The sequence below is a fragment of the Streptomyces sp. NPDC053560 genome, from assembly GCF_044544605.1.
Lineage (GTDB): Bacteria > Actinomycetota > Actinomycetes > Streptomycetales > Streptomycetaceae > Streptomyces.
On the sequence record NZ_JBITXI010000002.1, the window covers coordinates 382,258 to 403,914 of the forward strand.

19 protein-coding genes are annotated in these 21,657 nt (G+C 71.7%); 2 read left to right on the top strand and 17 right to left on the bottom strand.

Annotation, left to right across the window (positions count from 1 at the left end; genetic code table 11):
- Positions 1-98 precede the first annotated feature (98 nt).
- From nusB to ACIGQF_RS05020, 13 genes are all read right to left on the bottom strand, one after another.
- Positions 99-527: a transcription antitermination factor NusB gene (gene nusB, locus ACIGQF_RS04960; RefSeq protein ID WP_361562220.1), complete on the bottom strand. Its 429-nt coding sequence runs from the start codon at positions 525-527 to the stop codon at positions 99-101.
- A gap of 2 nt (positions 528-529) precedes the next feature.
- Positions 530-1,096: an elongation factor P gene (efp, locus tag ACIGQF_RS04965; RefSeq protein ID WP_361562219.1), complete on the bottom strand. Its 567-nt coding sequence runs from the start codon at positions 1,094-1,096 to the stop codon at positions 530-532.
- Between the two features lie 73 nt (positions 1,097-1,169).
- Positions 1,170-2,288 (bottom strand): aminopeptidase P family protein, encoded by a 1,119-nt coding sequence (locus tag ACIGQF_RS04970; RefSeq protein WP_399706368.1) that lies wholly within the window; start codon positions 2,286-2,288, stop codon positions 1,170-1,172.
- Between the two features lie 97 nt (positions 2,289-2,385).
- Positions 2,386-3,261 (bottom strand): AAA family ATPase, encoded by an 876-nt coding sequence (locus ACIGQF_RS04975; protein WP_399705631.1) that lies wholly within the window; start codon positions 3,259-3,261, stop codon positions 2,386-2,388.
- Positions 3,262-3,370: 109 nt separating this feature from the next.
- Positions 3,371-4,462 carry a 3-dehydroquinate synthase gene (aroB, locus tag ACIGQF_RS04980; protein WP_399705634.1) on the bottom strand — a complete coding sequence of 364 codons (1,092 nt, stop codon included), beginning with the start codon at positions 4,460-4,462 and terminating at the stop codon, positions 3,371-3,373.
- Complete coding sequence (locus tag ACIGQF_RS04985) at positions 4,459-4,974, bottom strand: shikimate kinase (RefSeq protein ID WP_361562517.1); 516 nt, start codon at positions 4,972-4,974, stop codon at positions 4,459-4,461. The genes aroB and ACIGQF_RS04985 overlap by 4 nt, the downstream gene beginning before the upstream one ends.
- 8 nt (positions 4,975-4,982) lie before the next feature.
- Entirely contained in the window at positions 4,983-6,167 is a 1,185-nt protein-coding gene (gene aroC / locus ACIGQF_RS04990) for a chorismate synthase (RefSeq protein WP_399705636.1), read from the bottom strand.
- Between the two features lie 133 nt (positions 6,168-6,300).
- Positions 6,301-7,134: a shikimate dehydrogenase gene (locus tag ACIGQF_RS04995; RefSeq protein ID WP_399705637.1), complete on the bottom strand. Its 834-nt coding sequence runs from the start codon at positions 7,132-7,134 to the stop codon at positions 6,301-6,303.
- Positions 7,135-7,190: 56 nt separating this feature from the next.
- Positions 7,191-8,882, bottom strand: coding sequence for an endolytic transglycosylase MltG (gene mltG / locus ACIGQF_RS05000; protein WP_399705639.1), 1,692 nt, complete (start codon positions 8,880-8,882; stop codon positions 7,191-7,193).
- A gap of 125 nt (positions 8,883-9,007) precedes the next feature.
- Positions 9,008-9,472, bottom strand: a complete 465-nt coding sequence (ruvX, locus tag ACIGQF_RS05005) for a Holliday junction resolvase RuvX (protein WP_362213712.1) — start codon at positions 9,470-9,472, stop codon at positions 9,008-9,010.
- A gap of 14 nt (positions 9,473-9,486) precedes the next feature.
- Complete coding sequence (gene alaS, locus ACIGQF_RS05010; protein WP_399705642.1) at positions 9,487-12,156, bottom strand: alanine--tRNA ligase; 2,670 nt, start codon at positions 12,154-12,156, stop codon at positions 9,487-9,489.
- Positions 12,156-12,494: a DUF6167 family protein gene (locus ACIGQF_RS05015; RefSeq protein ID WP_399705645.1), complete on the bottom strand. Its 339-nt coding sequence runs from the start codon at positions 12,492-12,494 to the stop codon at positions 12,156-12,158. Before ACIGQF_RS05015 ends, alaS begins: the two co-directional genes overlap by 1 nt.
- A gap of 8 nt (positions 12,495-12,502) precedes the next feature.
- Positions 12,503-12,937 (bottom strand): DUF948 domain-containing protein, encoded by a 435-nt coding sequence (locus tag ACIGQF_RS05020; protein WP_399705647.1) that lies wholly within the window; start codon positions 12,935-12,937, stop codon positions 12,503-12,505.
- Positions 12,938-13,146: 209 nt separating this feature from the next.
- Here ACIGQF_RS05020 and ACIGQF_RS05025 point away from each other — a divergent pair, with 209 nt between their 5' ends.
- Positions 13,147-15,330: an ATP-binding protein gene (locus tag ACIGQF_RS05025; RefSeq protein WP_399705649.1), complete on the top strand. Its 2,184-nt coding sequence runs from the start codon at positions 13,147-13,149 to the stop codon at positions 15,328-15,330.
- A gap of 80 nt (positions 15,331-15,410) precedes the next feature.
- Here the strand turns inward: ACIGQF_RS05025 and rpsD are convergent, their stop codons facing one another.
- The gene (gene rpsD, locus ACIGQF_RS05030; protein ID WP_052868130.1) at positions 15,411-16,022 is read right to left on the bottom strand and encodes a 30S ribosomal protein S4; all 612 of its coding nucleotides are present in this window, start codon (positions 16,020-16,022) and stop codon (positions 15,411-15,413) included.
- 188 nt (positions 16,023-16,210) lie between these two features.
- On the opposite strand from rpsD, the gene ACIGQF_RS05035 reads away from it, so the two are divergent.
- Entirely contained in the window at positions 16,211-16,963 is a 753-nt protein-coding gene (locus ACIGQF_RS05035; RefSeq protein ID WP_399705651.1) for a DUF2470 domain-containing protein, read from the top strand.
- A 132-nt stretch (positions 16,964-17,095) separates the two neighbouring features.
- Here the strand turns inward: ACIGQF_RS05035 and ACIGQF_RS05040 are convergent, their stop codons facing one another.
- The 3 genes from ACIGQF_RS05040 to ACIGQF_RS05050 form a co-directional block, all read right to left on the bottom strand.
- Entirely contained in the window at positions 17,096-19,318 is a 2,223-nt protein-coding gene (locus ACIGQF_RS05040) for an NADP-dependent isocitrate dehydrogenase (RefSeq protein ID WP_399705653.1), read from the bottom strand.
- Positions 19,319-19,432: 114 nt separating this feature from the next.
- Positions 19,433-20,800, bottom strand: coding sequence for a replication-associated recombination protein A (locus ACIGQF_RS05045; RefSeq protein ID WP_399705655.1), 1,368 nt, complete (start codon positions 20,798-20,800; stop codon positions 19,433-19,435).
- A 65-nt stretch (positions 20,801-20,865) separates the two neighbouring features.
- On the bottom strand, positions 20,866-21,513 hold the full coding sequence (locus tag ACIGQF_RS05050) for a vitamin K epoxide reductase family protein (RefSeq protein WP_399705658.1): 648 nt from the start codon (positions 21,511-21,513) through the stop codon (positions 20,866-20,868).
- Between the last annotated feature and the right edge of the window lie 144 nt (positions 21,514-21,657).

The following is a 21,657-nucleotide window of genomic DNA, read 5'->3' on the forward strand; positions in this document are numbered from 1 at the left end:
AACGTAGAGCAGGCCCCGCAACGGCACCAGGCCCGGGCGGAAGAAACCTCTTCCGTCGCCGGGCCCGGTGGACGTGTGCGGAGCCTGGATGCCGGGCGTCAGCCCCGGCGCAGGCTCGGCTTCATGTCCTTCAGACGGCCGAGCATGCCGTTCACGAAGGACGGCGAGTCGTCGGTGGAGAACTCCTTGGCCAGCTGCACGGCCTCGTCGATCACGACCGCGTCCGGAGTCTCGTCCACCCAGATCAGCTCGTAGGCGCCGAGCCGCAGGATGTTGCGGTCGACGACCGGCATCCGGTCGAGCGTCCAGCCGACCGCGTACTGCGCGATCAGCTCGTCGATCCGCTCGACGTGGTCCGCGTACCCCTCGACCAGCTCAAGGGTGTACTCGTTGACCGGGGGCTGCCGGGGGTCGGTCCGGGCGTGCCGCATCCAGTCCGCGAGCACGGTCTGCACATCGGCGCCGCGCTGGTCGGCCTCGAAGAGGATCTGGAAGGCGCGCTTGCGGGCCTTGTTACGGGCAGCCACGGTTAGCTGTTCACCCGACCGAGGTACTCGCCGGAGCGGGTGTCGACCTTGATCTTCTCACCGGTGGTGATGAAGAGCGGGACCTGGATGACGTGGTCGGTCTCCAGCGTGGCGGGCTTGGTGCCGCCGGTGGAGCGGTCGCCCTGGACGCCCGGCTCGGTCTCCTTGATGGACAGCTCGACCGCGGCGGGCAGCTCGACGTAGAGCACCTCGCCGTCGTGCTGCGCGACGACGGCCTCGAAGCCCTCGATGAGGTAGTTCGCGGCGTCACCGACAGCCTTGCGGTCGACCATCAGCTGGTCGTAGGTGTCCATGTCCATGAAGACGAAGTACTCGCCGTCCATGTACGAGAACTGCATCCCGCGCTTGTCGACGTTGGCCGTCTCGACCTTCACGCCGGCGTTGAAGGTCTTGTCCACCACCTTGCCGGAGAGCACGTTCTTCAGCTTGGTACGGACGAAGGCCGGGCCCTTGCCGGGCTTGACGTGCTGGAACTCGACAACGGACCACAGCTGGCCCCCTTCGAGCTTGAGCACCATGCCGTTCTTGAGGTCGTTCGTGGATGCCACGGTTGCGGTATCTCCTGGACTGCAGGTGGTGGGGACCCGGAAGACGCAGCGCACGCTCCGGGCCCGTCAAGGCTCAGAGGGCGAGCAGCTCCTTGGTCGTGATCGTGAGTAGCTCTGGCCCGCCGTCCGCCTCGGGGCGGACGACGAGTGTGTCGTCGATCCGGACACCGCCGCGGCCCGGGAGGTGAACCCCGGGATCGACAGTGACCGGCACGCAAGCGTCCAGTTTACCCATGGCCGCAGGTGACAGCTGAGGGTCCTCGGCGATTTCGAGCCCCACGCCGTGTCCGGTCCATGGTCCGAGCCCCTCTTCGTACCCCCCTGAGGCCAGCACCTGCCTTGCCGCACGGTCCACTTCGCGGCACTCCACGCCGGGCGCGAGCGCCTCTCTGCCTGCCCTCTGGGCTGCGAAGACTAGGTCGTACAGCTCGATCTGCCAGTCCGCCGGCGTGGTGCCGATGACGAACGTACGGCCGATCTCGCAGCGGTAGCCGCGGTAGTCGGCGCCCAGACTCACCGTGAGAAAGTCACCCTCCTCGACCCGTCGGTCGGTGGGCAGATGACCCGGGCGGCCGGAGTTCGGCCCGGTGGCCACGGAAGTGGCGAAGGCCGGGCCGTCCGCGCCGTGGTCGACGAGCCGGCGCTCCAGCTCCAGCGCGAGATGGCGTTCGGTGCGGCCCACGAGGATCGACTCCAGCAGCTCGCCGAGCGCCTGGTCGGTGATCTCGGCGGCGATGCGCAGGCAGGCGATCTCCTCCTGGTCCTTCACCAGCCGCTGCGCCTCCACGGCACAGCCCAGGTCCGCCAGGCGCAGCCCGGGTGCCACGGAGCGCAGTGCGCGGTGCCGGGCCACGGTGAGGTGGTGCTCCTCCACGGCGAGCGTCTCCGCCCCGGCCTTCGCGGCGAGGTCGGCGGCGGCGACGGTCGGGTCGCCGGTGTGCGCGGGCAGCAGGCTGACCCGGAGGTTTTCGGCCGGCCGCCCCTCCGACGGCTCGCCGGTGGGTGCGGTGGGGCAGAGCAGCGTGTCGTCGCCCTCGTGCAGCAGCAGCGCGGCTCCGCGGGGCGCGCAGCCGGTGAGGTAGCGGATGTTGGCGGGGCTCGAAACGAGCGCCGCCGCGGTGTCGATCGCGCCCGCGCCGGTGCCGGCCGCGGCATAGCGGTCACGCAACCGGGCGCGTCGGGTTGCGTACATGTCTGGCATGTACCGAGCGTACGAGTACGCCGGGAGTCGCGCGCTTTGAGCGCGTCTGTAGGGGTTTCCGGCCCGGTGGGAACCGGGCCGGCCCCCGTCACCAGGCCGGCGGGCTGGCCAGGCTGCGGGCCACGACCTCGTCGAGCATCCGGGCGGTGGTGGCGACGTCGTGCTGCGAATTGTCGATGATCGGCAGACCGGAGCTGTACCAGCCGGCCATCCGGCCGTGGATGCGGGCGACCTCTTCGTCGGTCAGCCGGCGGTTGCCGCTGCGCTGGGCGTTGCGTTCGAGCACGATCTCCAGGCCCGGCAGGAGGACGACGGGCAGCAGCCCCGGGCCCACATGGCGCTTCCAGCCGCCCAGCCCGACCACCGGGCGGTCGGGGAAGACGGCGTCGTCGAGGATGCAGGAGATGCCGTTGGCGAGGAAGTTGCGCGCGGCGAAGCCGCAGGTCCGGCGGGCGAGACGGTACTGCGCCTCGGAGTGGTCGTTCCAGCCCTGCTGCGGGTCGGCGAACCCCGCGCGGACCCATTCGCGCACGTCGTCCAGGCTGATGTGCGCGGTGGGGACGCGGCGGATGTCGGCCCAGTGCCGGGCGACGCTGGTCTTGCCGGCGCCCGCGGGGCCGATGAGCAGCACCGCGACGGCGGTGTGCGCGACGTCGGGCGCGGCCGTGCCGGGTGGCGGCGTGGGCAGCGCGACGGGGTTGCCGGTGGGCAGCTGGATGTGACCCGTGGCCTGGCCCGTGGTCTCCGGCCGCGCCGCCTGCCGGTTCCCGCCCCAGCCGGCCGGCGCTCCCTGCTGCGGGGGCGGCGGACCCGTGGGAGCCCCCTGCGGCGGAGGCGGCGGACCGGTCGGCGCCGGGGGCCGCTGCGGCCCGGAGGGTATGGAACGGGCCTGGTGCTCGGCCCAGGCGCCGGCACTGCCCGGCAGATGCGGCGGTGGCAGCGGAGCCCCCCCTGGGTGCTGCATCCGGTGGCTCTCCGTCTCGTGGGATGAGGTGTGGAACGGTATCGAACGGTACCGCCCCCGGCCGTAGTGGAGAGAACGGCCGGGGGCGGCGGTAAGTGCCCGGCGGGCGTCAGGCGGCGATCTCGGCGTGCGCCGCGAGGAGCATCGCCGGGTCCGGGCCCTCCAGCACGGTCGGCTTCGCCAGCCCGTCCAGCACGATGAAGCGCAGCAGGTCGCCCCGGGACTTCTTGTCCACCTTCATCGTCTCCAGCAGCTTGGGCCACTGGTCACCGCGGTAGGTCAGCGGCAGGCCGACGGCGCCGAGGACGGTACGGTGCCGGTCGGCGGTCGCGTCGTCCAGGCGCCCGGCGATCCGGCCCAGCTCGGCGGCGAAGACCATGCCCACCGAAACGGCCGCGCCGTGCCGCCAGTTGTACCGCTCGTTCTTCTCGATGGCGTGCGCGAGCGTGTGGCCGTAGTTGAGGATCTCCCGCAGGCCCGACTCCTTGAGGTCGGAGGAGACCACGTCGGCCTTGACGCGGATGGCACGTTCGAGAAGCTCGGCGGTGTGCGGCCCGTCGGGGCGCTTCGCGGCCTCCGGGTCGCTCTCGATCAGGTCCAGGATGACCGGGTCGGAGATGAAGCCCGCCTTGATGACCTCGGCCAGGCCCGAGACGTAGTCGTGCACCGGCAGCGAGTCCAGCGCCGCGAGATCGCACAGCACGCCGGCCGGCGGGTGGAAGGCGCCTACGAGGTTCTTGCCCTCAGCGGTGTTGATGCCCGTCTTGCCGCCCACGGCCGCGTCCACCATGCCCAGCACGGTGGTCGGCACGGCGATCCAGCGCACCCCGCGCAGCCAGGTGGCCGCGACGAAGCCCGCGACATCGGTGGTGGCACCGCCGCCGACGCCCACCACGACGTCGGTGCGCGTGAAGCCGGTCTGCCCGAGCGCCTTCCAGCAGTACGCCGCGACCTCGGCGGTCTTGGCCTCCTCGGCGTTCGGCAGCTGGATCGCGATGGCCTCGTACCCCTGGCCCGCGAGGTCCTCGCGCAGCGCCTCACCGGTGGCGGCCAGCGCCTCGGGGTGCAGGACCGCGACCCGCTTGGCCAGGTTCCCGATCAGCGAGGGCAGCTCGCCCAGCAGCTGCCGGCCGACCAGCACGTCGTACGGGTCCGAACCGGCGGAGCCGCCGATGTGGATACGAGTGGGTGCGTCGGTCATGCTTTCCTCAGCTCCAATGCGTCAAGGACGGCCTCGGCGACGTCCTCGGGGGTGCGCCCCTCCGTGGACACCACCGCGCGGGACACCTCCATGTACAGCGGCCGGCGCTCGGCCATCAGCTCGCGCCAGCGCTGCCGGGGGTTGACCGCCAGCAGCGGGCGCGGCGCGTCCAGGCCCACCCGCTTCACGGCCTCGGCGACGCCCATCTCCAGGAAGACCACGGGCAGCCCGGAGAGCAGCTCGCGGGTGGACGCGTCCAGGATCGCGCCGCCGCCGAGCGCCAGTACCCCGGCGTGGTCGCGCACCGCGGCGCTCACGGCCTGCCGCTCCAGCTCCCGGAAGTGCGGCTCGCCCTCGTCGATGAAGATCTCCGAGATCTCCTTGCCGGCCCCGGCGACGATGTCCGCGTCGGTGTCCCGGAAGGTGGTGCCCAGCCGCTCGGCGAGCGCCAGCCCGGTGGTGGTCTTGCCCACCCCCATGGGACCGACGAGCACGACGGCCGGGCCGGTCACCGGCTCGCTCACCGGATGGCCAGGTTGTCGAGGAACGACCGGACGTTGCGGCGGGTCTCGGCGACGCTGTCGCCGCCGAACTTCTCCGCCACGGCGTCCGCGAGGACCAGCGCCACCATGGCCTCGGCGACGATGCCGGCGGCCGGCACGGCGCACACGTCGGAGCGCTGGTGGTGGGCCTGCGCCGCCTCGCCGGTGGTCACGTCGACGGTGGCCAGGGCGCGCGGCACGGTCGCGATCGGCTTCATCGCGGCGCGGACGCGCAGCAGCTCGCCGGTGGTCAGGCCGCCCTCGGTGCCGCCGGAGCGGCCCGACGCGCGCTTGATCCCGTCGTCGGTGGCCAGGATCTCGTCGTGCGCCTTGGAACCCGGCACGCGGGCCAGGTCGAAGCCGTCGCCGACCTCGACGCCCTTGATCGCCTGGATGCCCATCAGGGCACCGGCCAGGCGGGCGTCCAGGCGCCGGTCCCAGTGCACGTGGCTGCCGAGGCCGACCGGCACGCCGTACGCCAGGACCTCGACGACGCCGCCGAGGGTGTCGCCGTCCTTGTGGGCCTGGTCGATCTCCGCGACCATCGCCTTCGACGCGTCCTGGTCCAGGCAGCGCACCGGGTCGGCGTCCAGCTTCTCGACGTCGGAGGGCTTGGGGTACACGCCGTACGGGGCCTTGGCGGCGGCCAGCTCGACGACATGGCTGACGATCTCGATGCCGGCCGTCTCCTTGAGGTAGGAGCGGGCCACGGCGCCCAGCGCGACGCGGGCAGCGGTCTCGCGCGCCGAGGCGCGCTCCAGGATCGGGCGGGCCTCGTCGAAGCCGTACTTCTGCATGCCGGCCAGGTCGGCGTGGCCGGGGCGGGGCCGGGTCAGCGGCGCATTACGGGCCAGCTCGGCCAGCTCCGCCTCGTCGACCGGGTCGGCCGCCATGACCTTTTCCCACTTGGGCCACTCGGTGTTGCCCACCATGACCGCGACCGGCGAGCCCAGGGAGAGGCCGTGCCGGACGCCACCGAGGAAGGTCACCTCGTCGCGCTCGAACTTCATACGGGCACCGCGGCCATAGCCGAGCCGGCGACGGGCCAGGGCGTCCGCCACCATGTCCGTGGTAACGGGGACGCCGGCCGGAAGGCCCTCCAGCGTCGCCACCAGTGCGGGGCCGTGCGACTCCCCCGCCGTCAGCCAGCGCAACCTGCTCAACGGTGCTCCTCGTGTACTGCGCGTACGTTCTTCCCCTGATCCTCCCACGACCCGCCCGGCGGCCGGCGCCCAGTCCAGGGAGCGGACCGCCGCGTCCGCGGTCCGGCCGGATACGGTCCCGGCCGGGGTCGGGTCAGCGAGCGGCCAGCGCCGCCTCGCCGGCCTTGCGCATCGCGGCCAGCGGGGCCCGCTCGCAGCCGGTCATCCGCTCGACCTGCAGGACGGCCTGGTGGACCAGGAGGTCCAGGCCGCCGACGACCGCGCCGCCGCGCTCGGACCAGGCGGCGGCCAGCGCGGTGGGCCACGGCTCGTACAGCACGTCGAAGAGGGTGCCGGGCCGTGGGGGCACGGCGGCGGCCAGCGCGTCCGTGGTGCCGGCCGGGGTCGTGGCGATCACCAGGGGCGCCTCGAAGGCGGCCGCGGCGTCGTCCCAGGGGGCGGTGCGGACGGCGACACCGAGCCGCTCGCCCCAGCCGCGCATCTCGTCGGCGCGCGCCCGGCTGCGGACGTACACGGTCACCTCGCCGGTGCAGAGGCGGGCGAGCGCGGCGAGCGCCGAGGAGGCGGTGGCGCCGGCGCCGAGGATCGCGGCGCTCTCGACGCTCGTCACGCCGCGCTCGCGCAGCGCCTCCTGGATGCCGGGGATGTCGGTGTTGTCGCCGGTCCGCCGGCCGTCCTCGGTGAAGATCACGGTGTTGACGGCCTCGACGGAGGCGGCGGTCTCGCTGATCCCGTCGAGCAGCGGGATGACCGCGCGCTTCAGCGGCATGGTCAGTGACAGGCCCGCCCACTCGGCGTCGTCCAGGCCCGCCAGGAAGCCGGGCAGGGCCGCCTCGTCGATCTCGAAGCGGCCGTACTCCCGGCCGGCCAGCCCCAGTTCGTCGTACGCGGCGCGGTGCAGCACCGGGGACAGCGAATGGGCGATGGGCGATCCGAGGACCGCCGCCTTGTGGTGGGTTCCTGACACGGGTACTGCCCTCAGCCGTTCTCTCACGGGCCCTGTCCTGGCGGGTCGCCAGGGGCCTAACGCGTCTTGTTGAATTCCGCGACGAGCTTCTCGTGCTCGGCGTAGGTCTTGGCGAACTTCGACTTCCCGTTGATGGCGACGAAGTAGTACCAGCCGTCGTCGGTCGGGTTGACCGCCGCCTTCAGCGCGTCATCGCCCGGATTGCCGATCGGCCCCGGCGGCAGCCCCTTGTAGTAATACGTGTTGTAGGGGTTGTCGTAGTTCTTGATGGCGCTGATCGGAATGTCGAGTTCGCTCTGGTTCTTGATGTAGTTGTACGTCGAGTCGAATTCGAGCCGGCCCCAGGTCTCGGGATTGCTCCGGTCCAGGCGGTTGTAGACGACCTCGGCCATCTTGCGGAAGTCGTCGTGGCTGGTGCCCTCGGCCTGGGTGAGGCTGGCCACCGTGACGAGCTGCAGCGGCGATTTCAGCCCGTATTTCTTCGCGTTCGCCACCAGGTCGTAGCGGGCGTAATTCTGCTTCGCCCGCGCGACCATCTGCTTGAGGACGTCCGCCGGTTTCGCCTTCGGGCTCACCGCGTATGTCGAGGGGTAGAGGAAGCCCTCCAGCGGGTCCTTGATGTCGGGGTCGTCGTCCGCCCAGGACGGCAGGCCGAGGTTCTTCGCCTCGCTCGCGGCGACGCCCTTGGTCGTGCCGGCCTTCAGATCGAGCTTCTTGTCGATCCGCTCGTAGACCGAGACCGCCCGCATGCCCTCCGGGATCGTCATGCCGTTGCGGCTCTGCGGGCTGAGCATCAGCTCCACGGCCGACGCCGCCGACATCCCCTTGCGCAGCGTGTACGCGCCGGGCTGGAGGCCGCTCTCGGCCTTGGGGTTCTCGGTGACCGCCGCGGTGAACGCGTCGGCGCTCTTGACCACGCCCTCCTTCTTGAGGAGCAGCCCCATCTGGAGCACGGGCGAGCCGTCCGGGATCTCCACCTGGACGCTCCCGCTGCCCTCGCCGTCGAAGTCCGGCGGCGGGGCGAAGCGGTCGTACGCCAGGTAACCGCCGCCGCCGATCACCGCGAGGGCGACGACCGCGGCGACCGCGCGGCCGCGGCGCTTCGGGCGCTGGTCCCGGTCGCGGCGGTCCCGTGCCGACCGGCGCTTCTCGCGTGGCGCCGGGTCCTCATCGGGGCCGTCGTCCGCGTCGCCGCCGGAGAAGAAGGCGTGGTCCGGCTCCGGTTCGGGCCCGGCCTGCTCGTCCTGCCAGGGCGCATCCTGCCCCGGCGGGTCGCCGGGGACGACGGGCATGGCCGCCGTCCGGTCGTGCCCCATCGACTGGGCCGGGTGCGGTGCCGGGTAGCCGTCGGGCGTGCCGTAGTGGTCCGGCGCCGCGCCGCCGTACGGGTCGGGCTGCTGACCGTAGGGGTCGCCCTGGCCGTACGGATCGGGCTGCTGACCGTAGGGGGCGGACTGGCCGTAGGGGTCGGACTGGTGGCCGTACGGGTCGTACGGCACGCCGCCGGTCTGCCCGGCCTGGCCGTACGGGTCGTACTGCTGCTGGCCGTACTGGTGCTGCTGGTGGCCGGGAGCGCCGTCCCAGCCCTGCTGCCCCTGTCCCGCGTAGGCGTCCTGACCCGCGTAGGGGTCCTGGCTCCCGTAGGAAGCCCGGCCGCCGTAGGCGCCCTGGTCACCGTAGGACTCTCCGTACAGAGGGTCCTCGGGATGCCAGGGTTCGGAGCCGTAGCCCCGGCCGTACTCAGTCATCGATCCCCTAGAGCCGCGAGGCGGTGCGCTCCGTGGTCGCAGCGCGGCTTGTGTACTGACCGCCTCTTCTTGCGCCCGCCACTGTTCGAACGCGGCCGGTCGCGCGGAACGTTACCGTACCGCGATCAGACGTCCGCCTCGACGCTCTCACCAGGGACCTGACCGGACGTGCGTTCGGTTTCCAGGGCGCTCTGCAGGATGACCACGGCCGCCGCCTGATCGATGGCGGAACGTCCCTTCTTGGCCTTCACACCGGAGGCGCGCATGCCCTGGGCCGCGGTGACCGTCGACATCCGCTCGTCGACCAGCCGCACCGGCACCGGCGCGATGTTCTTCGCCATCTCCTTGGCGAAGGCCCGCACCTTGGCCGCGGCCGGCCCCTCTCCCCCGTTCAGGGAGCGGGGCAGGCCGACGACGACCTCCAGCGGTTCGTACTCCTCGATGATCGCCTTCAGCCGCCGGTGGGCGGCCGGGACGTCACGTCCCGGCACGGTCTCCACCGGCGTCGCGAGGACCCCGTCGGGGTCGCACGAGGCGACCCCGATGCGGGCGTCCCCGACGTCGACGGCGATCCGCCTGCCGCGTCGCATACCGCTCACGTGCCTCAGCCGGCCTGCGCGACGAGGCGCTCGACGGCCTCGATGGCCTCGGGCACGGCGGCGGCGTTCTGGCCACCGCCCTGGGCGACGTCCGGCTTGCCGCCGCCACCGCCGCCGAGCGTCTTGGCGGCCGTGCGGACCAGCTCGCCGGCCTTGATGCCGCGCTCGCGGGCCGCCTCGTTGGTGGCGATCACGGTCACCGGGCGGCCGTTGGCCACCGAGAAGAGGGCCACGACGGCCGGACGGTCGGACGGGATGCGGCCGCGCACGTCCAGGACGAGCTTGCGCAGGTCGTCGGCGGAGGTGCCGTCGGGCACCTGGCCGGAGGCAAGCGCGACGCCGCCCACGTTCTTGGCGCCCTCGGCGAGCCCGGCGGCGGCCTGCAGGACCTTCTCCGCGCGGAACTGCTCGATCTGCTTCTCGGCCTCCTTGAGCTTGGCGAGCACGCCGGAGACCTTCTCCGGCAGCTCCTCGGGCCGGCCCTTGACCAGCTCGGTGAGCTGCGAGACGACCGTGTGCTCACGGGCCAGGAAGTTGTACGCGTCCACGCCCACCAGGGCCTCCACGCGGCGCACACCGGAACCGATGGAGGACTCGCCGAGCAGCTTCACCAGGCCCAGCTGGGCGGTGTTGTGGACGTGCGTACCGCCGCACAGCTCCTTGGAGAAGTCGCCGATGGTGACCACGCGCACCCGGTCGCCGTACTTCTCGCCGAACTCGGCGATGGCACCCTGCTTCTTCGCGTCGTCCATGCTCATCACCTCGGCGGTGACGTCCAGTTCGCGCGAGAGCACCTCGTTGATCTTCTGCTCGACGTCCGTGAGGACCGTGCCGGGCACGGCGGTCGGCGAGCCGAAGTCGAACCGGAAGCGGCCCGGGGAGTTCTCCGAACCGGCCTGGGCGGCGGTGGGGCCAAGAGCGTCCCGCAGCGCCTGGTGCGTGAGGTGCGTGGCGCTGTGGGCGCGGGCGATGGCCCGGCGGCGCTTGATGTCGATGGTGGCGTACGCGGGCGAGCCCACGGTGATCTCGCCGACCTGGACCGAGCCCTTGTGGACGGTGACGCCCGGGACCGGCTGCTGGACGTCGCGGACCTCGATCACGGCGCCGGTGTCGGTCTTGATGCGGCCCATGTCGGCGAGCTGGCCGCCGCCCTCGGCGTAGAACGGGGTGCGGTCCAGGACGACCTCGACCTCGTCGCCCTCGTGGGCGGCGGGAGCCGAGGCGCCGTTGACGACCAGGCCGACGACCGTGGACTCGCCGTCGGTGTCGGTGTAGCCGGTGAAGACGGTGGAGCCGGACTTGTCGGCGACCTCGCGGTAGGCGGACATGTCGGCGTGGCCGTGCTTCTTGGCCTGGGCGTCGGCCTTGGCGCGCTCCCGCTGCTCCTTCATCAGGCGGCGGAACCCGTCCTCGTCCACCGAAAGGCCCTGCTCGGCGGCCATTTCGAGGGTGAGGTCGATCGGGAAGCCCCAGGTGTCGTGGAGCAGGAACGCCTTGTCGCCGGCGAGGACCTTGCCGCCGGCGGCCTTGGTCTCGGTCACGGCGGTGTCGAGGATGTTCGTGCCGGCCTTCAGCGTCTTGAGGAAGGCGGCCTCCTCGGCGAGGGCCACGGTCTCGATGCGCTTGCGGTCCTGGAGCAGCTCCGGGTACTGCTGGCCCATCGTCTTGATGACCACGTCGACGAGGTCGGCGACGACCGGGTCGGTGGCACCGAGGATGCGCATGTTGCGGATGGCGCGGCGCATGATGCGGCGCAGCACGTAGCCGCGGCCCTCGTTGCCGGGCGTGACGCCGTCACCGATGAGCATGACGGAGGTGCGCATGTGGTCGGCGACGACGCGCAGCGAGACGTCGGTGTCCTGGCCGGCACCGTAGGCGACGCCGGTGAGGTCCGTGGCCTTGTCGATCACGACGCGCAGGGTGTCGGTCTCGTACATGTTCTGCACGCCCTGCAGGATCATCGCGAGGCGTTCGAGGCCGAGGCCGGTGTCGATGTTCTTGCTGGGCAGCTCGCCGAGGATCTCGAAGTCCTCCTTGCCGGTGCCCTCGCCGCGCTCGTACTGCATGAAGACCAGGTTCCAGATCTCCACGTACCGCTCGTCGTTGACGGCCGGGCCGCCCTCGATGCCGAACTCCGGGCCGCGGTCGTAGTTGATCTCGGAGCACGGGCCGCACGGACCCGGGACACCCATGGACCAGTAGTTCTCCGACTTGCCCAGGCGCTGGATGCGCTCCTTGGGCACGCCGACGACCTCGTGCCAGATGCGCTCGGCCTCGTCGTCGTCCAGGTACACGGTCACCCAGAGCTTCTCGGGCTCCAGGCCGTAGCCGCCCTCCGCCACGGGAGTCGTCAGCAGCTCCCAGGCGTACTTGATGGCGCCTTCCTTGAAGTAATCGCCGAAGGAGAAGTTGCCGCACATCTGGAAGAACGTGCCGTGCCGGGTGGTCTTGCCGACCTCTTCGATGTCCGGCGTGCGCACGCACTTCTGGACGCTGGTGGCGCGTGGGGCCGGCGGCTTGACCTCGCCGAGGAAGTACGGCTTGAAGGGGACCATGCCCGCGGGGACCAGCAGCAGCGTCGGGTCGTCCGCGATGAGCGACGCCGAGGGCACGACGGTGTGCCCGCGCTCCTCGAAGAAGCTCAGCCAGCGGCGGCGGATTTCAGCCGACTCCATCAGTGGTCCTCGTTTCGGTTCGGTCCGGTTGTCCGGGTGATACGTGTCGGGGGGTGGTGCGGTGCGAGGGCGTCGGTCCGGCGGGCGGGCGGCAGTTCGCGCGCCGCTCCGGTCTCCGTCAGACCGAGCGCTTCGTGCAACTGCTCTTCACGGTCCGCCATTCCGTCGCGTACGTCCAATGCAAATCGGCGCAGCCGGTGTCCGGTCTCCACCGCCTTGTCCGCTGCCTGCGCCGCGAGGCTGTCGGGCTGGAGCTTGCGCAGCTTGCTGTGGACCTTGTTGGTGGCCCACACCCCGGCGGCTGCGCCGGTGGTGAACCAGAATGCGCGGCGGAACATCGCGGTGATCAGTCCTTGGAACGGCGGTTGCGGCGCCCGCTGCGGCGGGCGGCTGGCAGGGTGCGGCTGACGACGACGGGGGACTCGGGCGCGGGCGCGCCCTTCCGGCCGATCGCACGGCGGACGCCGTAGCCGAACGCCGCGACCTTGACCAGCGGCCCGCCGAAGGCGGAGGAGACGGTCGAGGAGAGCGCGGAGGCGTTGGCCGTGACCTCTTGCACGTCGGAGGTGATCGCGTCGACGCGGGCGAGCTGGGTGTGCGCGGAGCGGACGGTCTCGGACGCGTCGGCGAGCAGCGGCACGGCCTTCTCGGACACCTCGTCGACCATCTTCGTCGTCGCCTTCAGCGTCTGCGCGAGCCTCACCAGCACGAGGGCGAGGAACGACACGAGGATCGCCCAGAAGACGGCCACGAGGATCCCGGCCACCTCTCCACCGGACACGCTCACACCACTTTCCGACTGGTTCTCTGCTTGTCTCGTCCTGCTCGATCGGCAGGTGTCGACCCTATCGCGCCGGGGCTCCCCGTCCGCACCGTGTTCCCGTGTGCCACGGCCGGTTCCGGGGGCAGCAGCGACGCGGCGGACCGCGTACCCGGGCCGGTGCGGCGCGATTGTACGGTCCGCACACCGGCGAGTACGCTCCGTGTGCCATGCGACGCTCCCGGGGACCGGATCCCGCCTTCCGAGACCACCGCGTCCGCCTGCCGGGCCCGGGCAATCTGCCCGCGGAACTGAACCGGTTCATCGGACGTGCGGACGAACTGGCCGCGCTGACCGGAAGGGTGGCCGAGGCGCGGCTGGTGGCGCTCACGGGGATGGGCGGGGTCGGCAAGACACGGCTCGCCGTGCAGGCCGGCCGGGCGCTCCGGGACCGCTTCCGCGACGGGGTGTGGCTGGTCGAGCTGTCCGACGTGCGGGAGCCGCATCTGCTGGACCACGCCGTCGCCGAGGCGCTGGAGCTGGCCGACCACAGCGGCCGCCCGACCCGGGACGCGCTCTGCGACGACCTCGCAGGCCGTGAGCTGCTGCTGATCCTGGACGGCTACGAGCACCTGGTGGACGCGTGCGCGCCGCTGGTGGCGCGGCTGCTGCGCCGGGCACCCGGCCTCCGGGTGCTGGCCTCGGGGCGGCGCCCGATGGGCCTGCCCGGGGAGCGGAACCTCCCGCTGCTGCCGCTGCCCGACGCGGACGCCGGAGAGCTGTTCGCCGACCGGGCGGGCTGCGTCGTCGCCGGGTTCGCCGTCGACGGGTCGAACAGTGCCGCGGTGGCCGAGCTGTGCCACCGGCTCGACGGCATCCCGCTGGCCCTGGAGCTGGCCGCCGGCCGGCTGCGGGTGCTCTCCGTGGAGCAGGTGGTGCACCGCCTGGACGACCGCTTCCGGCTGCTGACCGGCACCGACCGGCTCGCCCTCCCCCGCCACCAGACGCTGCGCACGGCCATCGGCTGGAGCCACGAGCTGTGCACGCCGGCGGAGCGGCTGCTGTGGGCGCGGCTGTCGGTGTTCGGCGGCCAGTTCGACCTGGAGGCGGCCGAGTACGTGTGCTCGGGGCGCGACCTGCCCGCCGAGGACCTGCTGGACGTGCTGTCCGAGCTGGTCGCGCAGTCGGTGGTGGTCCGCGAGGAGACCCGGGCCGGGGTGCGGTACCGGATGCTGGACACCGTACGGGCCTACGGCGCGGACTGGCTGGCGGCGCTGGGCGACACCGAGCGGCTGCGGCGGCGGCACCGCGACTGGTACGTGGGCCTGGCCACCTGGTGCGAGCTGGACTGGTTCGGGCCGCGCCAGGACGAGGTGGCAGCGCGGATCGACGTGGAGCTGCCCAACGTAAGGCTGGCGCTGGAGCACAGCCTGGAGGTGCCGGAGGAGGCGTACCTGGGGCAGTTCCTGGCCGGGACGCTGTGGTTCTTCTGGGTCGGCTGCGGCCGGCTCTCGGAGGGCCGGCACTGGCTGGAGCGGTCCCTGGCCATGCCCGCCGACCATCACGACGCACGGCTGAAGGCGCTGTGGGTGACCGGTTACGTCGCGGTCCTCCAGGGCGATCCGGCCGGCGCCCGGCGCGCGCTGGAGCAGTGCCGGTCGGAGGCGCGGTACGCGGGCAACGCACGGGCCGCGGCGTACGCGCAGCACCGGCTGGGCTGCCTGGCGCTGACCGGGGACGACGTGCCGCGCGCCGAGAGGCTGCTGCGGGCGGCGCTGGCCGCCTACCGCGAGGTCGGCGAACTGAACAGCAACGTGCTGATGGCGCAGATCGAGCTGGCGATGGCGGTGGCGTTCGGCGGCGACCTGGCGACGGCGGAGGAGCTGTGCGTCGAGGTGCGCGAGGTGTGCGCCGACCACGGCGAGCGCTGGGCTCGGGCGTACGCGCTGTACGTGCTGGCCTACGCGGCCTGGACGCGGCGGGACCTGGCGGGCGCCCGGCAGCTGCTGACCGAGTGCCTGGTGATCGACCACGTCTTCCACGACCTGCTGGGCGCGGTGCTGGCGGTGGAGCTGCTGGCGCTGGTCACGGTGGACGAGGGGGACGCGGCGGAGGCGGCGGTGCTGCAGGGTGTCGCGGCGCGGATCTGGCCCGCGGTCGGGCCGCAGCTGTTCGGCTCCCGGAGCTTCAACCGACCGCACGAGCTGTGCGCGCGGCTGGCCCGCGAGCAGCTGGGCGACGCGGGGTACGAGGCGGCCGTGCGGCGGGGCGGGGCGCTGGACCTGGACGCGGCCGTCACGCGGGTGCTGGGCGGCCTGCCGCGGCCGCGCGGGTCCGCGGGCAGCAGTACGGCCCCGGGAACGGGCGAACCCGCCATCTCACCGGCCGCGAACGGCGGGGAGACGGCGGGCTGAGGGGCGGCGCGCCGCAGTACGGCGCGCTGCCCGTGCACTGCCGGGCGGGATCCGACCGGCGGGCGGAGTACGGGGCTCGCTCAGCGGGCGTAGTACTCGACGACCAGCTGCTCGTCGCAGATGACCGGGATCTCCTTGCGGTTGGGGTCCCGGTCCAGGCGGAACGCCAGGGCCTGGAGGTTGACCTCCAGGTAGCGGGGGGTCTCGCCCTCGCCGGCGTAGCCACCCTCACGGGCGACCTGGAAGGGGTGCTTCTCGCGGCTGCGCTCGCGGACCATCACCACGTCGCCGGGGCGGACGCGGAAGGACGGCTTGTCGACCTTGCGGTCGTTCACCGAGATGTGGCCGTGGACCACCATCTGGCGGGCCTGGTAGATCGTCCGGGCCAGACCCGAACGCAGGACGAGCGCGTCCAGACGGCGCTCAAGCTCGATGATCAGCGCTTCGCCTGTCTTGCTGTCGACCTTCCGAGCGCGGTCGTAGGCGCGCACCATCTGGCGCTCGCTGATGTCGTACTGCGCACGCAGACGCTGCTTCTCGAGCAGGCGGACCTTGTAGTCACTGTTCTGCTTGCGGCCACGGCCGTGCTCGCCGGGCGGGTAGGGACGGGCCTCGAAGTACTTGACGGCCTTCGGCGTCAGGGCGATGCCGAGCGCGCGGGACTTCTTGACCTTGGGACGCGACTGGTTCACGTGGAACGGACCTCCATGTAAGTTAGGTGAGGCTTACCTTAGCAGCGCGAGGAGACCGCATGTTTCGACCTGGGAACCCCCTGCCCAGTGCAGACCAGAGCACAGAGGCGGGTCAGCCGCGTCCCACGGAAGACGCCCAGCAGCCATCCGCCGCCGAGCGTGTGCGAACCCTCGTGGATTCCCATGCTATGGCGTCGCTGACCATTCCCGGAGTCCACGATCTCGACGAAGCCGGTTTCGCCGCGCCCACCTGCAGAACCGTCGACAGCTCAGGAGACGTGCTGTTGCTGGTTCCTGGCGATTCCGCGGCCGCACGTGCCGCCGCACACGCACAGGACGACGACGTCACCGCCGTGATGGAACTCACGGATGTCGCACCCGTTTCGGTGCCTCATCGCATCCGCGGACGGGCCTGGGTGGCCGGCTGGCTCACCCCGGTACGGGGCGAGGACCGGGCCCAGGCAGCCCGGCTGCTCGCCGAGCGGCACCCCGTCGGGGAGCTGCTGGGCATCGGCGAGGCGCTGCGCCCCGACCCGGCCCCCGGCGCCGTCCAGCGCGCCCCGTGGATGATGCTCCGCCTGGAGGTCGGCGAGGCCACTGTGGACGATCTGTGGGGCGCCGACTCCGTCGAGCCGGAAGAGTTCGCCCAGGCCGCTCCGGACCCCGTGGCGGGCCACGAGGCCGAGCTTCTGCAGCATCTGCACACCGCCCACGGCGAGCAGGTACGCGACCTGTGCGGGCTGCTCGGCGACCGGGCCGAGCAGATCTGCGCGGCGCGCGGCTCCGTCGTCCCCGTGGCGCTGGACCGCTTCGGCCTGCGGGTCCGCTTCTCCGACCCCGGCACGCAGACCTTCGACGCCCGCTTCGACTTCCCCACGCCCGTACGGGACCTGATGGAGCTCCGGCGGGCGATGCACCACCTCTTCGACGCCGCGGCGTGAGTGCCCGCGACGGCAACGGCGCCGTCCCGGTCACCGCGTCCGCGCGGCGCCGTGCCCCGCAGAAAGAACCGCCCCTCCCGGCACGAAGCCGGGAGGGGCGGTGCGCTTACGGCGGCGGGCCGCCGGGGCGCGTCAGGCGCTGAGCGCGGCGAGGGCCTTGTTCAGCGTGCCGGACGGACGCATGACGGCCGCGGCCTTCGCCGGGTCGGGCTGGTAGTAGCCGCCGATGTCGGCCGGCTTGCCCTGGACGGCGATCAGCTCGTCGACGATCGTCTGCTCCTGCTCGGCCAGCGTCGCGGCGAGGGCCGCGAACGCCTCGGCGAGCGGCGCGTCGTCGGTCTGCTCGGCCAGCTCCTGGGCCCAGTACAGAGCCAGGTAGAAGTGGCTGCCGCGGTTGTCGATACCGCCGAGCTTGCGGCTGGGCGACTTGTTCTCGGCCAGGAACGTGCCGGTGGCGCGGTCCAGGGTGTCGGCGAGGATCTGGGCACGCGCGTTGCCCGTCTTCTGCGCGAGGTGCTCGAAGCTCACCGCGAGCGCGAGGAACTCACCCAGGCTGTCCCAGCGCAGGTAGTTCTCCTTGACCAGCTGCTGGACGTGCTTGGGCGCGGAGCCGCCGGCACCGGTCTCGAAGAGACCACCGCCGTTGATGAGCGGCACGACCGAGAGCATCTTGGCGCTGGTGCCCAGCTCCAGGATCGGGAACAGGTCGGTGAGGTAGTCGCGCAGCACGTTGCCGGTCACCGAGATGGTGTTCTCGCCGCGGCGGATGCGCTCCACCGAGAACTTCGTGGCCTCGACCGGGGACATGATCTCGATCTGCAGGCCCTCGGTGTCGTGCTCCGGGAGGTACTGCTTGACCTTGGCGATCAGGTTCGCGTCGTGCGCGCGGCCCTCGTCCAGCCAGAACACGGCCGGGTCGCCGGTCGCGCGGGCGCGGGTGACGGCCAGCTTGACCCAGTCACGGATCGGCACGTCCTTGGTCTGGCAGGCGCGGAAGATGTCGCCGGCGCTGACCGTCTGCTCCAGCAGCGCGGTGCCGTTGCCGTCGACGACCCGCACGGTGCCGGTGGCGGGGACCTCGAAGGTCTTGTCGTGGCTGCCGTACTCCTCGGCCTTCTGCGCCATCAGGCCGACGTTCGGCACCGAGCCCATGGTCGAGGGGTCGTACGCGCCGTTGGCCTTGCAGTCCTCGATGACGGCCTGGTAGATGCCGGCGTACGAGCTGTCGGGGATGACCGCGAGGGCGTCCTGCTCCTGGTCGTCCTTGTTCCACATGTGGCCGGAGGTGCGGATCATGGCCGGCATGGAGGCGTCGACGATGACGTCGCTGGGAACGTGCAGGTTGGTGATGCCGCGGTGGGAGTCGACCATGGCCAGGTCCGGGCCCTCGGCGAGCTCGGCGTCGAAGGAGGCCTTGATCTCCTCGCCCTGGGGCAGGGACTCCAGGCCCTTCCAGATGCCGCCGAGACCGTCGTTCGGGGTCAGGCCGGCGCCGGCGAGCACGTCCGCGTACTTCGCGAAGGTCTTCGGGAAGAAGGCGCGCACCACGTGGCCGAAGATGATCGGGTCGGAGACCTTCATCATGGTGGCCTTGAGGTGCACCGAGAACAGCACGCCCTCGGCCTTGGCGCGGGCGACCTGCTCCTTGAGGAACTCGCGCAGCGCGCCGACGCGCATGACGGAGGCGTCCACGACCTCGCCCGCGAGCACCGGTACCGACTCGCGCAGCACGGTGGTGGAGCCGTCGTCACCGACCAGCTCGATCTTCAGCGCGCCGTCCTCGGCGATGACGACCGACTTCTCGGTGGAGCGGAAGTCGTCGCCGGTCATGTGCGCGACGTTCGTCTTGGAGTCGGCCGTCCAGGCGCCCATGCGGTGCGGGTTGGCCTTGGCGTAGTTCTTGACCGACGCGGGGGCACGGCGGTCGGAGTTGCCCTCGCGCAGGACCGGGTTGACGGCCGAGCCCTTGACCTTGTCGTAGCGGGCGCGGATGTCGCGCTCCTCGTCGGTCTTCGGGTCGTCCGGGTAGTCCGGCAGCGCGTAACCCTGCTCCTGCAGCTCGGCGACGGCCGCCTTGAGCTGCGGGATCGAGGCCGAGATGTTCGGCAGCTTGATGATGTTCGCCTCGGGCGTCTTCGCCAGCTCGCCGAGCTCGGCCAGCGCGTCGTCGATGCGCTGGTCCTCCCGAAGACGCTCGGGGAAGCTGGCGATGATCCGGCCCGCCAGCGAGATGTCACGGCTCTCCACGGCGACACCGGCCGTCGAGGCGTAGGCCTCGATCACCGGCATGAAGGAATACGTCGCCAGGGCCGGGGCCTCGTCGGTGTGCGTATAGATGATGGTCGAGTCAGTCACCGGTGCTCCGCTCCACGTCTGCAACATTGCTCGACATCAAGATATCTCGTGACGGGCCCCCGCTCGACAGGGCCCTGCCCGTACGGCGGCGGAAGGCGGCCTTCCGCGTGCGCCTCACTCCCCCGCCGGCCCCGCCTCCCCCGCCAGCCTGCCGCGCACCCGCTCCACCACGTCGTAGTACCGCGCCTCGGAGCCGTACCGCGTGGGGGTGTAGTACCGCTTGCCGTGCACCTCGTCCGGCGCGTACTGCTGGGCCGCGATGCCGCCGGGGAGGTCGTGCGGGTACTGGTAGCCCTTGCCGTGGCCGAGCTTCTTCGCGCCCTGGTAGTGGCTGTCGCGCAGATGCTGCGGCACCGGCCCCGCCAGCCCGGCGCGCACGTCCGCCAGCGCCGCGTCGATGGCCATGTACGCCGCGTTGGACTTCGGCGCGAGGGCCAGCGCGATCGTCGCCTGGCTGAGGGTGATCCGGGCCTCCGGGAAGCCGATCATGGCGACGGCCTGCGCGGCGGCCACCGCCGTCTGCAGCGCGGAGGGGTCGGCCAGTCCGATGTCCTCGCTCGCGGAGATCATCAGCCGGCGGGCGATGAACCGCGGGTCCTCGCCCGCCTCGATCATCCGGGCCAGATAGTGCAGCGCCGCGTCCACGTCCGAGCCGCGGATGGACTTGATCAGCGCGCTGGCCACGTCGTAGTGCTGGTCACCGGCCCGGTCGTACTTCACGGCCGCCCGGTCGACGGACTCCTCCAGCGTCTGGAGGGAGATCTCCTTCTCCCCCTTGGAGATCGCCGAGCCGGCGCCGGCCTCCAGGGCCGTCAGCGCCCGGCGCGCGTCCCCGCCCGCGATCCGCAGCAGATGCGCCTCGGTGTCCTCGGGCAGCGTCACCGCGCCCGCCAGCCCCCGCGCGTCGGTCAGCGCGCGCTTCAGCAGCCCCCGCAGGTCGTCGTCGGTCAGCGGCTCCAGCGTGAGGAGCAGCGAGCGGGAGAGCAGCGGGGAGATCACCGAGAAGTACGGATTCTCGGTGGTCGCGGCGATGAGCGTCACCCAGCGGTTCTCGACCGCGGGGAGCAGGGAGTCCTGCTGGGCCTTGCTGAAGCGGTGGATCTCGTCCAGGAAGAGGACGGTCTCCTTGCCGTACCCGCCGGAGGCGCGGCGGGCACCGTCGATGACGGACCGCACCTCCTTCACCCCCGCGGTGATCGCGGAGAGCTCCACGAAGCGCTTGTTGGTCGCCTGGCTGACGACGTACGCGAGGGTGGTCTTGCCGATGCCGGGCGGGCCCCACAGGAACACCGAGGACGGCCCCGCCGGGCCGCCCTCCCCCTCGCCCACCAGCCGCCGCAGCGGCGATCCGGGCTTCAGCAGATGCTGCTGGCCGACCACCTCGTCCAGGGTGCGCGGACGCATCCGTACGGCGAGCGGGGACCCCGCGGGGTCCTTCTCCTGGCGGTCTTCGGCAGCGGCGGTGAACAGGTCGGGCTCCACGCTCCCGAGCCTATGTCACCCCACTGACAACGCCTCCGGGCCCCGGCCTCCGGGACGGCCCCGGCTCAGAGCAGCGTGCTCCAGTACTGCGTCCACCAGCGCGTGAGGACGAGCAGCGCGATCACGCCGTACCAGAGCACCGGGACGACCCAGTGGAACTCCAGGACCGCGTTGCGCAGACCCGCGGGCGCCTTGATGATGCCGTGCTTGATGTTGTGCACGGTCGTGTACCAGAACATCAGGATCGTCACGAGCCAGGTGAGCGTGCACCACAGGCACAGCGAGTTGATGACGTACAGCGACTGGCTCATCAGCCACATGCAGAAGACCGTGCCGAGCAGCGTGCCGATGTTCAGGCCGATCCAGTACCAGGCCTTGAAGCGGGCACCGGCGAGCACGGCCACGCCGATCGCCATGACGACGCCGAAGCCGACGAGCCCGGCCATCGGGTTCGGGAAGCCGAAGACCTCGGCCTGCGCGCTCTTCATGATGTTGCCGCAGGAAATGATCGGGTTGATGCTGCAGGCCGGCTTGAAGGTCGGGTCCTCCAGCAGCTTGAACTTGTCGAGGGTGATGACCCAGGCGGCAAGGAGACCGAGCGCGCTGGTGATCACCAGGAGCAGCGCGAAGGGGCGACCCGCTCCGATGGTGCCGTCGCCGTCCGTACGGCCGTGGTCGGTGGTGGACACGTCATCAAGCGTAGTCGTCGTCATATCGCCGTTCCGTCGGTCCCTTGGTGAATCCGCCCGTTCGAGCCTCACATTGTGCCCCACCCGGTGCACCGGGCACCGTTCGCTGCGCATAAAACCGAACGCCGGCGAACGCCCTTCCGGCCCATGACGAAGGGCCCGGCAGCC

Excerpts from the sequence above, each read along its gene's own strand:
- ACIGQF_RS04970 (WP_399706368.1), bottom strand. The coding sequence starts at position 2,288 with ATGTACGCAACCCGACGCGCCCGGTTGCGTGACCGCTATGCCGCGGCC.
- ACIGQF_RS04975 (WP_399705631.1), bottom strand. The coding sequence starts at position 3,261 with ATGCAGCACCCAGGGGGGGCTCCGCTGCCACCGCCGCATCTGCCGGGC.
- aroB (WP_399705634.1), bottom strand. The coding sequence starts at position 4,462 with ATGACCGACGCACCCACTCGTATCCACATCGGCGGCTCCGCCGGTTCG.
- mltG (WP_399705639.1), bottom strand. The coding sequence starts at position 8,882 with ATGACTGAGTACGGCCGGGGCTACGGCTCCGAACCCTGGCATCCCGAG.
- ruvX (WP_362213712.1), bottom strand. The coding sequence starts at position 9,472 with ATGCGACGCGGCAGGCGGATCGCCGTCGACGTCGGGGACGCCCGCATC.
- alaS (WP_399705642.1), bottom strand. The coding sequence starts at position 12,156 with ATGGAGTCGGCTGAAATCCGCCGCCGCTGGCTGAGCTTCTTCGAGGAG.
- ACIGQF_RS05015 (WP_399705645.1), bottom strand. The coding sequence starts at position 12,494 with ATGTTCCGCCGCGCATTCTGGTTCACCACCGGCGCAGCCGCCGGGGTG.
- ACIGQF_RS05025 (WP_399705649.1), top strand. The coding sequence starts at position 13,147 with ATGCGACGCTCCCGGGGACCGGATCCCGCCTTCCGAGACCACCGCGTC.
- ACIGQF_RS05035 (WP_399705651.1), top strand. The coding sequence starts at position 16,211 with ATGGCGTCGCTGACCATTCCCGGAGTCCACGATCTCGACGAAGCCGGT.
- ACIGQF_RS05050 (WP_399705658.1), bottom strand. The coding sequence starts at position 21,513 with ATGACGACGACTACGCTTGATGACGTGTCCACCACCGACCACGGCCGT.